Annotated in this window: 13 protein-coding genes; 9 read left to right on the forward strand and 4 right to left on the reverse strand. The window is 63.7% G+C overall.

The genetic code is table 11. From position 1 onward, the window contains the following. The first annotated feature begins 2 nt into the window (after positions 1 to 2). From pyrR to ASR47_RS21085, 4 genes are all read left to right on the forward strand, one after another. The gene (pyrR, locus tag ASR47_RS21070) at positions 3 to 524 is read left to right on the forward strand and encodes a bifunctional pyr operon transcriptional regulator/uracil phosphoribosyltransferase PyrR (protein ID WP_065309755.1); all 522 of its coding nucleotides are present in this window, start codon (positions 3 to 5) and stop codon (positions 522 to 524) included. Beyond that, entirely contained in the window at positions 517 to 1,482 is a 966-nt protein-coding gene (locus ASR47_RS21075) for an aspartate carbamoyltransferase catalytic subunit (protein WP_034746695.1), read from the forward strand. Before pyrR ends, ASR47_RS21075 begins: the two co-directional genes overlap by 8 nt. Before the next feature lie 23 nt (positions 1,483 to 1,505). Then, a complete protein-coding gene (locus tag ASR47_RS21080; protein WP_065309756.1) occupies positions 1,506 to 2,807 on the forward strand; it encodes a dihydroorotase in 1,302 nt (433 codons plus the stop codon). Between the two features lie 102 nt (positions 2,808 to 2,909). Beyond that, the gene (locus ASR47_RS21085; protein ID WP_065309757.1) at positions 2,910 to 3,677 is read left to right on the forward strand and encodes a lysophospholipid acyltransferase family protein; all 768 of its coding nucleotides are present in this window, start codon (positions 2,910 to 2,912) and stop codon (positions 3,675 to 3,677) included. Here ASR47_RS21085 and ASR47_RS21090 read toward each other — a convergent pair. Next, positions 3,674 to 4,522: a symmetrical bis(5'-nucleosyl)-tetraphosphatase gene (locus tag ASR47_RS21090; RefSeq protein WP_065309758.1), complete on the reverse strand. Its 849-nt coding sequence runs from the start codon at positions 4,520 to 4,522 to the stop codon at positions 3,674 to 3,676. The two genes, ASR47_RS21085 and ASR47_RS21090, sit on opposite strands and share 4 nt — an antisense overlap. Positions 4,523 to 4,940: 418 nt before the next feature. Between ASR47_RS21090 and ASR47_RS21095 the strand changes: the two genes are divergently transcribed. The 5 genes from ASR47_RS21095 (at position 4,941) to waaA (ending at position 10,179) form a co-directional block, all read left to right on the forward strand. After that, complete coding sequence (locus ASR47_RS21095; RefSeq protein ID WP_065309759.1) at positions 4,941 to 6,035, forward strand: MraY family glycosyltransferase; 1,095 nt, start codon at positions 4,941 to 4,943, stop codon at positions 6,033 to 6,035. A 69-nt stretch (positions 6,036 to 6,104) separates the two neighbouring features. Continuing rightward, positions 6,105 to 6,413, forward strand: a complete 309-nt coding sequence (locus ASR47_RS21100) for an H-NS histone family protein (protein WP_065309760.1) — start codon at positions 6,105 to 6,107, stop codon at positions 6,411 to 6,413. Between the two features lie 77 nt (positions 6,414 to 6,490). Then, positions 6,491 to 7,873 (forward strand): phosphomannomutase/phosphoglucomutase, encoded by a 1,383-nt coding sequence (locus ASR47_RS21105; protein WP_065309761.1) that lies wholly within the window; start codon positions 6,491 to 6,493, stop codon positions 7,871 to 7,873. A gap of 33 nt (positions 7,874 to 7,906) precedes the next feature. Next, the gene (waaC, locus tag ASR47_RS21110) at positions 7,907 to 8,893 is read left to right on the forward strand and encodes a lipopolysaccharide heptosyltransferase I (protein WP_065309958.1); all 987 of its coding nucleotides are present in this window, start codon (positions 7,907 to 7,909) and stop codon (positions 8,891 to 8,893) included. A gap of 8 nt (positions 8,894 to 8,901) precedes the next feature. Beyond that, positions 8,902 to 10,179 carry a lipid IV(A) 3-deoxy-D-manno-octulosonic acid transferase gene (waaA, locus tag ASR47_RS21115; RefSeq protein ID WP_065309762.1) on the forward strand — a complete coding sequence of 426 codons (1,278 nt, stop codon included), beginning with the start codon at positions 8,902 to 8,904 and terminating at the stop codon, positions 10,177 to 10,179. 97 nt (positions 10,180 to 10,276) lie between these two features. On the opposite strand, the gene ASR47_RS21120 is transcribed toward waaA, so the two are convergent. Genes ASR47_RS21120 through gmhB form a run of 3 tightly spaced genes read right to left on the reverse strand, consistent with a single transcriptional unit; the run spans position 10,277 to position 12,577 of the window. Beyond that, complete coding sequence (locus ASR47_RS21120; RefSeq protein WP_065309763.1) at positions 10,277 to 11,200, reverse strand: M48 family metallopeptidase; 924 nt, start codon at positions 11,198 to 11,200, stop codon at positions 10,277 to 10,279. Positions 11,201 to 11,244: 44 nt separating this feature from the next. Continuing rightward, positions 11,245 to 11,985 (reverse strand): lysophospholipid acyltransferase family protein, encoded by a 741-nt coding sequence (locus ASR47_RS21125; protein ID WP_245714437.1) that lies wholly within the window; start codon positions 11,983 to 11,985, stop codon positions 11,245 to 11,247. 13 nt (positions 11,986 to 11,998) lie between these two features. After that, complete coding sequence (gmhB, locus tag ASR47_RS21130; protein WP_065309960.1) at positions 11,999 to 12,577, reverse strand: D-glycero-beta-D-manno-heptose 1,7-bisphosphate 7-phosphatase; 579 nt, start codon at positions 12,575 to 12,577, stop codon at positions 11,999 to 12,001. Position 12,578 lies beyond the last annotated feature (1 nt).

A 12,578-nucleotide genomic window follows, 5' to 3' on the forward strand; every position in this document is an offset into this window, starting at 1 on the left:
TTATGTCCAATCTTGTAAATCCCTCCCAACTCGACGCCGAGGCCCTGTACGGGGTCTTGCTGGAACAAGTGCGCAGCGGCCTGGCCGGCGCCAGCAACGTGGCCATCGTCGGCATCCACTCGGGCGGCGCCTGGCTGGCCGAACGCCTGGCGCGCGACCTGGACCTGACGGCGCGCCTGGGCGTGCTCGACGTCTCCTTCTACCGCGACGACTTCGCGCAGAAGGGCCTGCACGCCGACGTCAAGCCAACGCAAATCGGTTTTGATGTCGCCGGCGCCACCATCCTGCTGGTCGACGACGTGCTGTACACGGGCCGCACCACGCGCGCGGCCATCAACGAGCTGTTCGATTACGGGCGCCCGGCCAAGATCATGCTGGCCGCCCTGGTCGACCGGGGCGAGCGCCAGTTGCCGGTGGCCGCCGATTTCGTGGCCGCCTTTACCGCCGTGCCGCCAGGCCAGGCGCTGGTCCTGAAGCAGGCCGGCGATAAATTCACGCTCACCATAGACACCCACCATGCTTAATCCGCAACTGAATAAACACGGCGAACTGCAGCACCTGTTGACCATCGAAGGCTTGCCGAAGTCTATCGTCAACCATATCCTCGACACCGCTTCCTCGTTCGTCGGCATCTCCGACCGCGATGTGAAAAAAGTGCCGCTGATGCGTGGCAAAAGCGTCTTCAACCTGTTCTTTGAAAACTCCACGCGCACCCGCACCACCTTCGAGATCGCCTCGAAACGCCTGTCGGCCGACGTCATCAACCTCAATATCCAGGCCTCGTCGGCCAGCAAGGGCGAGTCCCTGCTCGACACCATCGACAATCTGTCGGCCATGCATGCCGACATGTTCGTCGTGCGCCATGCGCAGTCGGGCGCACCGTACCTGATCGCCAAGCACCTGATCGACACCAAACAGCCGCATGTCCACGTGGTCAACGCCGGCGACGGCCGCCACGCGCACCCGACCCAGGGCCTGCTCGACATGTACACGATCCGCCACTACAAAAAGGATTTCACCAACCTGACGGTGGCCATCGTCGGCGACATCCTGCACAGCCGCGTGGCGCGTTCCGACATCCATGCCCTGACCACGCTGGGCGTGCCGGAAGTGCGCGCCATCGGTCCGCACACCCTGCTGCCCGGTGGCCTGGAGCAGATGGGCGTGCGCACCTTCACCAACATGGATGAAGGCCTCAAGGGCGTCGATGTGATCATCATGCTGCGCCTGCAGAACGAGCGCATGAGCGGCGCGCTGCTGCCGTCGGCGCAGGAATACTTCAAGAGCTACGGCCTGACGCCCGAGCGCCTGGCGCTGGCAAAACCGGACGCCATCGTGATGCACCCGGGTCCGATGAACCGCGGCGTCGAGATCGACTCGGCCGTGGCCGACGGCCCGCAGGCGGTGATCCTGCCGCAGGTGACCTTCGGTATCGCCGTGCGCATGGCGGTGATGAGTATTTTGGCTGGTAATCAGGGCTGATGGCCCAAGGACGAGAAGCAAGCATGACGACACTACATATCAAGAACGGCCATCTGATCGACCCTGCCAACGGCATCGATGGCGTGCAGGACCTGTTTATCGCCGACGGCAAGGTAGCGGCCGTGGGCAGCGCGCCGGCCGGTTTTGTGGCCGACACCACCTTTGACGCGGCCGGCCTGGTGGTCGCGCCCGGCCTGGTCGACCTGTCGGCGCGCCTGCGCGAGCCGGGCTACGAATACAAGGCCACGCTGGAGTCGGAGTTGCAGGCGGCGCTGCAAGGCGGCGTGACCAGCCTGGTGTGTCCGCCCGACACCGACCCGGTGCTCGACGAGCCGGGCCTGGTCGAGATGCTGAAATACCGCGCCAAGACGCAGGACAAGGCCCATGTGCATCCGCTGGGCGCGCTGACGGTCGGCCTGAAAGGCCAGTCGCTGACGGAAATGGCGGAACTGACGGAAGCGGGCTGCATCGGCTTCGCGCAGGCTGAAGAACCGATCGAAGACACCACCGTGCTGCTGCGCGCGATGCAGTATGCGAACACCTTCGGCTATACCGTCTGGCTGCGTCCGCAGGACCCGCATATCGGCCGCGGCGGCATCGCCCACAGCGGCCCGCTGGCCTCGCGCCTGGGGCTGTCGGGTGTGCCGGTGATGTCCGAAACCATCGCCCTGCACACGATTTTCGAACTGATGCGCGCCAGCCGCGCGCGCGTGCACCTGTGCCGCATTTCGTCGGCGGCCGGCCTGGAACTGATCCGTGCAGCCAAAGCCGAAGGCCTGCCCGTCACCTGCGACGTCGGCGTGCACCATGTGCACCTGACCGACGCCGACATCGGTTTCTTTGATCCGAACGCGCGCGTGACGCCACCGTTTCGCAGCCAGCGCGACCGCGACGCGATCCGCGCCGCGCTGTTCGACGGCACGGTCGACGCCATGTGCTCGGACCATACGCCGGTCGACGACGATGAAAAACTGCTGCCCTTCGGCGAAGCGTCGCCGGGCGCCACCGGCCTGGAACTGCTGCTGTCGCTGGCCCTGAAATGGGCCGACGACTATGCGCTGGCGCAGCTGCAAAATGGTGCGCGTCCGCTGGCGCGCGCCGTCGCCAAGGTCACCGCCGACGCCGCCCGCGTGGCCGGCATCCCGGCCGGCAGCCTGGCCATCGGCGAAGCGGCCGACATCTGCGTGTTCGACCCGGCCGCGCGCTGGACCGTGTCCTCATCCTCGCTGGCCAGCCAGGGCAAGCACACGCCTTTCCTCGGCTACGAGCTCAGTGGCGTGGTCAAGGCGACCATTGTGGCGGGTCGCGTCGCATTCCAACGTTAACGCAGCACACTGCCGGGGTCAGACGGGGACGCGGAGTCCCGCCGGGTCTGACCCCGGACTTTTGCCTGGGGCCTGGCGCCTTATTTAATTTGTTGGTCTAATTTGAAACTTCTGCTTACCTACCGCCTCGCCCGCGTCGCCATCCACCTGGCCATCGGCATGACCAAAAGCCTGTTGCTGTTTCCATGGCTGGACGTGGAGGGCCGCAACCGGCGCATCCGCGCCTGGTCGCGCCAGCTGCTGGCCATCTGCAATGTCACCGTGGAAGCGTCGCCCAGCCATGCGCTGGCGCTCGATCATTGCCTGGTGGTGGCAAATCACGTGTCCTGGCTCGATATCTTTGTGATCGACGCGGTCCATCCTTGCCGCTTTGTCGCCAAGGCCGAGATCCGCACGTGGCCGATTCTGGGCTGGCTGGCGGCGCGCGCCGGCACGATCTTTATTTCACGCGGCAACAAGCGCGACCTGCGCAAGATTTTCCAGGGCCTGGTCGACAAGCTGCAAGAGGGCGAGCGGATCGGCGTGTTCCCCGAAGGGACCACGGCCGCGCAGGGAAATTTGCTGCCGTTTCACGCCAATCTGTTCGAGGCGGCGATCGACGCGCAGGCGCCGGTGCAGCCATTTGCCGTGTCGTATGTCGATGCGGCCGGCGTGCCGCACGACTCGATCGACTTTATCGGCGAGATGACGTTCGCGCAGAGCATGGTGCGCATCCTCGGCGGCAAGCCAGTCATCGCGCGCCTGGAATGCCTGGCGCCGCTCGCCACGGTCGGCGCGCACCGGCGCGAACTGGCGCTGGCGGCGCATGGGGCCGTCGCCACCTCCCTGGGCGTGGTGGTCAAGCCGGACGCTGTCAGCGCGACAGCCTAGGTGTTGCCTGACTTGCCGGCGGGCTGCCGGAAGGCCGGGCAATCGACCTGGATCAGGCTGCGGTCCTCGAGGCAGACGGCGGACAGCTTGCCGCCCCAGACGCAGCCGCTGTCGAGCGCAATCAGATGTGGCCGCAGCATCAGGCCCAGCGCCGACCAGTGGCCGAACACCACCGTGTCGCCGGCGCTTTGCCGGCCTGGCACCTCGAACCACGGCACCAGGCCGGAACCGGCCGGTGCACTGCCGCTTTCCTTCATCTTGAAGTCCATGCGGCCTTCAGCCGTGCAAAAACGCAGCCGCGTCATGGCGTTGATGATGCAGCGCAGGCGGTCGGCGCCGCGCAGCGCATCATCCCAGATGGCCGGTTCGTTGCCGTACATGCTGCGCAAAAAATCCACCCAGCCATCGCTGGCCAGCATGCTGGACACTTCACCGGCCAGCAGCAAGGCCTGTTCCACGCTCCACTGCGGCAGCAGGCCCGCGTGCACCAGCAGATGGCCGTCGTGGCGCAGCGCCAGCGGGCGGCGGCGCAGCCAGTCTATCAGTTCGCCGCGATCGGGCGCGGCGAGGATATCGCCCAGCGTGTCGGCGGCGTGTTCGGGCCGGATGCCGTTGACGACGGCCAGCAGGTGCAGGTCGTGATTGCCGAGCACGCTGTCGGCCAGGCCCTGCTGCGCCAGCTTGTACACCAGCCGCAAGGTCGCCAGCGAATCGGGGCCGCGATTGATCAGGTCGCCGGCAAACAGCAGGCGATACGGTTCTTGCGCCGTGTCGGCGATACGCGCAAGCAGTTCCAGCGCCTGCTCATGGCAGCCTTGCAGGTCGCCGATAAAGTAAGTTTTCATGGGAGTCGTGAGGGATGGCGGCGGTCAGTGCCTGATGATGGCAGCGGATGGTTTACTGTATGCCATCATGCCTGAAAGCGAACCTGACAGTCCGCAAACTTGATAAATCGCATACATTGGGAAGATATTCCTCTTTTTTCTTGCTAAAAAAACTAGCGTTGGTGTATCAAATGGTAAATAGTGTTAGCAATCACCGGATTGCATTGTTATTATCCTCGCGCCATGCTCATGATTCGGAATTTTTGCGCAAAATTGGCAATTGTATAATATTTTTCTGACTTGATTTTCAGGCAATAAAAAGAAGTTTGTACCGTTGATACCTGTCTGTCTGATGCCGGATAAATACTGCACGTCGATAATCCTGCCGGATTTTCGAACCTTGCGATAGCTGGCAAACCCGATCTTTTATTGATAAAAAATGTTTTCTTTCATCGTGAGTTTTGTTGTATCCGCCTTGTTGACACTGTTGATTATCAAGCAGGTGCATTTGCATCAATCGGCGCTCGATTCGGATTTTCACGGCGTGCAAAAAGTGCATTCACATTTGGTGGCGCGTATCGGCGGCTTGTCGATTTTTCTGGCGGTCGTGCTCGGTGCCGTGGTGTCCATCTGGCGTCTGCCGGCAATGGCTTACTGGATGATTTCATTGCTGCTGTGCTCGGCTATTGCATTTGCCGGGGGCATTATCGAGGATTTTACGGGCAAGGTCAGTCCGATCGGGCGCTTGCTGCTGACGATGGCGGGCGCCTTGCTGGCGTATTTCCTGATCGATGCGCGTATTGGCCGCATCGACTGGCTGTTCTCCAGCTGGGCGATTCCCTTTATCTGGATCAGTTTGCCGCTCACGGTGCTGGCCGTGGCCGGTATCGCCAATGCCATCAATATCATCGATGGCTTCAATGGCCTGGCCAGCGTGGTGTCGATCTGCATGCTGTTGTCGCTGGCCTATGTGGCCTTGCAGGTCAATGATTCGTTCATCCTGGTCGCCGCGCTGCTGGTGGCGGGCGCCATCACCGGTTTCCTGATCTGGAATTATCCGGTCGGCCTGATTTTTCTCGGTGATGGCGGCGCCTATTTCATCGGCTTCATGCTGGGCGAGCTGACCTTGCTGCTGGTGATGCGCAATCCGGAAGTCTCTACCTGGTATGCCGTCCTGTTGCTGATTTATCCGGCGTTTGAAACCCTGTTTTCGGCCTACCGGCGCGCCTTTATTCAAGGAAAATCACCAGTCATGCCCGATGGCATACATTTGCATAGCCTGATTTTTCGCCGCATCGTGCAATGGACGGTGGGCCGCAAGGAAGCGCGCGCGCTGATGCGCCGCAATTCCCTGACTTCGCCTTATCTCTGGCTATTTTCTCTGATGGCAGTAATTCCGGCCTCGCTGTTCTGGCGCCAGACCTGGCTGCTGATTTGCTGTTCCCTGATATTTATTGCCGCTTATATCTGGTTATATTTGCGCATTATTCGCTTCAAATCACCGCGCTGGATGATTGTACACAAGAAGAAATAATATACTCCGGGGAATCGGTGTATATTCCATGGGTTTTGTTGTAAATATTAATTTTCCAGAAAGTGAAACATGAATTTATCGACATTGACCACGGCCGAATTGTGCAATCTGGCGGACAAGGTTCAGCAGGAAGTGAGCCATCGTGAACATGATGATTTGAACAAGGCGCGTGAACAGATCATGGCGATCGCCCAGCAGGCCGGCATTCCCCTGAAACAGCTGATCCTCGACGGCCTGCAGCCGCGCGCGGGCAAGGTGGCGGTCCAATTCCGCAATCCCGATAACGCCAGCGAACAATGGACCGGCCGCGGCCGCCAGCCGCTGTGGGTCAGGCACTGGGTCGAGTCGGGCAAGTCCATCGATCTGCTGCGCGTATAATTGGGTATACTTCGGCGCACTCGCAGGATCGATGCGCCGATTTCCCGCCCTCTTCATTTTTACGCCCAGACCAGACCATGCTCCCACTGTCAAAAACGATTTTCAAGGCTTATGATATCCGCGGCATCATCGACAAAACCCTCGATGCCAGCATAGCGCGAAAAATCGGACAGGCATTTGGCCAGGCCGCCCTGGCCAGGGGTGAAAAAAGCGTGGTGATCGGCCGCGATGGCCGCCTGTCCGGTCCCGTGCTGGCAGCAGCGCTGGCGCAGGGCCTGCAAGCGGCCGGCGTCGACGTGATCGACCTGGGCGTGGTGGCCACGCCGATGGTCTATTTCGGCACCAATGTGCTCGACACGAAGTCGGGCATCATGGTTACCGGCAGCCACAATCCCCCCGACTACAACGGTTTCAAGATGGTGCTGGCCGGCGAAGCGATCCACGGCGAGGCGATCCTGTCGCTGTACCAGCGCATCGTCGAGCATGACGGCAGCGACCATCCCGCCGCTGGCGGCTATGCCACGCATGACATCGGCGCGGCCTATATCGAGCGCATCCTGGGGGACGTGAAACTGGCGCGCCCGATCAGGGTCGCCGTCGACTGCGGCAATGGCGTCGCTGGCGCATTCGCCGGTGACCTGTTCCGCGGCATGGGCTGCGAAGTGATCGAGCTGTTCTGCGAAGTCGATGGCAATTTCCCGAACCACCACCCGGACCCGGCCCACCCTGAAAACCTGCAGGACCTGATCCGCTGCCTGGCCGGGACCGACGCCGAAATCGGCATCGCCTTCGACGGCGACGGCGACCGCCTGGGCGTGGTCACCAAGGACGGCCAGATCATCTACCCGGACCGCCAGATGATGCTGTTTGCCGCCGACGTGCTGGCGCGCCATCCGGGCGAGCAGATCCTGTACGACGTGAAATGCACGCGCCACCTGGCGCCGTATATCACCATGCACGGCGGCGTGCCGCTGATGTGCAAGACCGGCCACTCGCTGGTCAAGGCCAAGCTGCGTGAAACGGGCGCCCCGCTGGGTGGCGAAATGAGCGGCCATATCTTCTTCAAGGACCGCTGGTACGGTTTCGACGACGGCCTGTATGCGGGCGCGCGCCTGCTGGAAATCCTCACGCGCGCAAGCGATCCGTCAAGCTTGCTGAACGCCCTGCCGCAATCGGACAGCACGCCCGAGCTGCACCTGGAACTGAAGGAGGGCGAGAACGTCGCGCTGATGGACATGCTGCGCCGCGACGCCGTTTTCCCTGGCCATGAACAGATCATCACCATCGACGGCCTGCGCGTCGAATATGCGGATGGCTTCGGCCTGGCGCGTTCGTCGAACACCACGCCGGTGATCGTGATGCGCTTCGAGGCCGAAACGCCGGCGGCGCTGGCGCGCATTCAGGGCCAGTTCCGGCGCGTGATCCTGGCTGCCAAGCCTGACGCCGTCCTGCCGTTCTGACGCGTGGCCGGCCATGCTGGCGCGCGGGCGCCGTTGAAAATCCTGCTGGTGCGCGTCTCCTCGCTGGGCGACGTGCTGCATAATCTGCCGATGGTGGCGGACATCGCCCGCCATTATCCCGACGCCACCATCGACTGGGTGGTGGAAGAGGGCTATACCAGCCTGGTGCGCCTGAACCGGCGCGTCGGCACCATCTTTCCGTTCGCGCTGCGGCGCTGGCGCAAGAGCCTGGGCAAGCAGGAGACGCGCGCCGAAATCGCCGCCTTCTTGCGCACTCTGCGCCAGACCCGCTACGATTATGTGTTCGACACCCAGGGACTGCTGAAGACCGGCATTATCATGGGCGCGGCGCGCCTGGCGCCTGGCGGCCAGAAGGTGGGTCTTGCCAATGGCAGCGAAGGCTCCGGCTACGAAGGCATTTCGCGCCTGTTCCATACCAAAAGCATTCCCCTCGATCCGCGCACCCACGCGGTGGCGCGCGGGCGCCTGGTCGCGGCCGCGGCGCTCGGCTATGCGGTCGACACGCCGGCCGATTTCGGCCTGCCCGCATTGTCCGCCGCTGACGCACGTCCCGAGTGGATGGGCGAGGCGCCATACACCGTGTATTTCCACGGCACCGCGCGCGACGCCAAGAAATGGGCGCCGGCAAACTGGATCGCCCTGGGCCAGGCGCTGGCGCCGATGGCCATCCTGCTGCCGTGGGGCTCGCCCAAGGAAAAACTGGAAGCCGAAGCGCTGGCCGCCGGCCTGCCGAACGCGCGCGTATTGCCGAAACTGTCGATGGCGGATGCCACCTTGCTGGCGCGCCATGCGGCGCTGGTGGTTGGCGTCGACACCGGCCTGACCCATATCGCCGCCGCCTTCGTGCGTCCGACGGTGGAAATCTACGCCGATTCTCCGCTGTGGAAAACCGAAGGCAACTGGTCGAACAACATCATCAACCTGGGCGACCAGGGACAGCCGCCTGGCGTGCCGGAAGTGCTGGCGGCGGCCAGGCTGCTGCTGGCCGGCGTACCGTAAAGGCCACCATGCGACGACTGTATACCCTGGCCTGGTGGCTGGCCCTGCCTTTGGTACTGGCGCGCCTGTGGCTGCGCGGACGGCAGGAGCCTGGCTACCGCCAGCACTGGGGCGAGCGCCTGGGCGTTTACGGCAGCAAGGCGCCGTCCAGCCCCATGACCATCTGGCTGCACGCCGTTTCCGTCGGCGAAACGCGCGCGGCCGAACCACTGGTCGACGCGCTGCTGGCCCAGTGGCCAGGCTGCCGCATCGTGCTGACCCACATGACCCCGACCGGGCGCGCCACCGGCAAGGCGCTGTTCGCCAAACATGGCGCGCGCCTGGTGCAAAGCTACCTGCCCTACGACACGGGCGCCATGCCGGCCCGGTTTATCCGCCACTTTGCGCCGCGCATCTGCATTTTGATGGAGACCGAGGTGTGGCCGAACCTGATCCACCAGTGCCAGCGCCACCGGGTGCCGGTGGTGCTGGCCAATGCACGCCTGTCGCAGCGCTCCCTGAACAAGGCGCAGCGCCTGGGCAAGCTGATTCTTGAAGCCGCGCGCGCCATCACCCTGGTGGCCGCGCAGACGCCGGACGACGCCGCGCGCGTACGCCAGCTCGGCGTGGGCGAGGTAGTGGTTACCGGCAGCATCAAGTTTGACGTGGTGGTGCCGGCAGCGGCGCTGGCCACCGGTGCCTGGCTGCGCGGCGCCATCGGCCAGCGCCCGGTGCTGCTGTGCGCCAGCACGCGCGAGGGTGAAGAGGAACTGATACTCGACGCGTTTGTGCGTGCCAGCCTGCCGCCAGCCACCTTGCTGCTGCTGGTGCCGCGCCATCCGCAGCGCTTCGACGAGGTGGAAGCGCTGGTGGCGTCGCGCGCCCTGGCCGTGCAGCGCAGGTCCGGCCTGGCTGGCGATGCTGTGGTTGCCGCGACCACGCAGGTGCTGCTGGGCGACTCGATGGGCGAGATGTTTGCCTATTACGCGGCCTGCGACTGTGCCTTTGTCGGCGGCAGCCTGCTGCCGCTGGGCGGTCAAAACCTGATCGAGCCGGCAGCGCTGGGCAAGCCGGTGCTGATCGGGCCGCATACCTTCAATTTTGCGCTGGTGACCGAACAAGCGATCGAGGCCGGCGGCGCCGCGCTGGTGCTTGACGCCGATGCGCTGATGGCGCAGGCTTCATCGCTGCTGCAGGATGCGGCACGCCTGGAAGACATGGGGGCGAAGGCGCTGGCGTTTGCGGCGCAGCACCGTGGCGCCACGCCGCGCACGATTGCGGCGATCAGGCCTTTGCTGCCAATGTAGCGTAGGTCGGATTAGCGTAGCGTAATCCGACAACAGTGTTGACTCTGGCCGTGGTGTTGTCGGGTTATGCGCTTGCGCGCTAACCCGACCTACCGACCTACCCGAATAAAACCGGCAGCTCCTGCGAGCGTTTGCGCAAGGCCTGCTTGGCGCCATCGTAATCGGGGTAGATCGATTCCACGGTGGCCCAGAAGCGCGGGCTGTGGTTCATCTCCAGCAGGTGCGACAGCTCGTGCGCCACCACGTAGTCGACCAGCGGCAGGGCGAAGTGGATCAGGCGCCAGTTCAGGCGGATTTTTCGCTGCACCGTGCAGCTGCCCCAGCGCGTGCCGGCCGAGGACAGTGACAGCGAATCGTAGCGCACGCCCAGTTTCGCCGCATACAGATCCAGCCGCTCCTCGAACAGTTGGCGCGCCTCGTGCTGGAACCAGGCTTTCACTTTCTCTTTCAACTGCTGTTCGGTGCCGGCAGGCGTGACCCACACATGCAGTTCACCGGTGTCGCGCTGGAAGCTGGCGCGGTGGCGGGCCGCCTGGTGCAGCCGCAAGGTGATCTCGCCGCCCAGGTAGGGCAGCGTGGCGCCGTCGATCCAGACCACCGGCGCCCGCTGCTGGCGCTGTACCTTGCGCTCGCCCCGTTCCTGCAATTTCGAGATGATCCAGCCCTGCTTGGCGCGGATCGCATTGTCGATTTCGGCCAGCGTGACGCGCTTGGGCGCGGTCACGCGCAGGCCATTGTCGTCGATCATAAAGCCGATCGAGCGGCGCGTCGAGCGGCGCAGGGCGAATTCGAGCAGATGGGGCCCAAGCTGCAGCTGGCGCAGCGGCGGGCCGTCGGCGGTGCGCGGTGGAGAGGGAAGGGGAGGCGGGGCTGGGACGGCAATCGGAGGCAGCTGGGCCACGATCGGTGGCGCCACGGGCAGCACCGGCGGCGCGGCAGGGCGCGCCACCGGGGGCGTGCTGGTCGAGACGTCATGCGCGAACAGATCCAGTTGCTGGTCGCCGACCCTGATGGTCTTCATCTGCTCACGCAGTGTCGGCTCCTGGATGACCGCGCTGATGCCGTCTAGCCAGCGTTGTAGGCGTGAGGCGAAATGACGCGCATTTCTGATTCTATCCAATTTTCCACCTGTTGCATCATGCTGTCCGGGGTTTGCCCTTCCGGCGAAATCGGTTTGCCTATCGAGACCGTGATCACTCCCGGGCGCTTGAGAAATGACTGCTTGGGCCAGCACTCGCCCGAGTTGTGGGCGATCGGCACTACCAGCGCGCCGGTGGCAATGGCCAGGCGCGTGCCGCCGCTTTTGTACTTGCCCGTCTGGCCGACCGGGATGCGGGTGCCTTCGGGGAACATGATAATCCATTGGCCATCGGCGAGGCGGCGTTTTCCGTGCGCGACCACGCTTTTGAAGGCGTGCTTGCCCTGCTTGCGGTCGATCGGGATCATGCGCAGCAGCGCCATGGCCCAGCCGAAGAAGGGAATGTACAGGATCTCCTTCTTGAACACATAGACCAGCGGGCGTGGCAGGCTGGGCAGCAGGAAAATGGTTTCCCAGGCCGACTGGTGTTTCGACAGCACGATGGCCGGCGCGTCGGGGAAGTTCTCGGCGCCCTTGACTTCGTAGCGGATGCCGCAAATGACCTTGGCGCACCAGATGATGAACACGTTCCAGCGCGAGGTGACCCAGTAACGGTTGTTATAGCTTAAAGGCGCGGCGAAAAAGCACACGCAGGCCCAGACGATGGTGGCCACGATCATGATGATCATGAACAGCAGGGACCTGAGGAACAGGGAAATGGTACGCAAGCGGTTCTCCGGATTAAATACTGAATGCCACGGTGGGCGATGGTGCGGCGGCTGCCGGCGCCTTGAGCAGGTGACTGACCACGGCGGCCAGGTCGGCGAAGACCTGGGTGCCTGGTGGCAGGCCGCCCGTTTGATTGGTGCCTGCGCCCTTGCCGGTCAGGACCAGGTAGGGCGTGCAGCCGCTGATGAAGCCGGCCTGCAGGTCGCGCAGCGAATCGCCGACCGTTGGCACGCCTTTCAGGCTGGTGTTGTAGCGCTGCGAGATTTCATGGAACATGCCCGGCTTGGGCTTGCGGCAGTCGCAATTGTCGGCGCCAGCATGCGGGCAGAAGAAGATGGCGTCGATATCGGCGCCCACCTGCTGCGCCAGGGTGTGCATCTTCTGGTGGATTGCGTTGAGCACCGGCATGTCGAAGTATTCGCGCGCGATGCCCGACTGGTTCGAGGCGATCACCACGCGGTAGCCGGCCTGGTTCAGGCGGGCGATCGCTTCGAGCGAGCCGGGGATCGGCAGCCATTCGGCCGGCGACTTGATGAAGTCCGGCGAGTCATGATTGATGACGCCATCACGGTCGAGGATGATCAGTTTCATC

The sequence above is a fragment of the Janthinobacterium psychrotolerans genome (genome assembly GCF_001677885.1).
GTDB lineage: Bacteria > Pseudomonadota > Gammaproteobacteria > Burkholderiales > Burkholderiaceae_D > Janthinobacterium > Janthinobacterium psychrotolerans.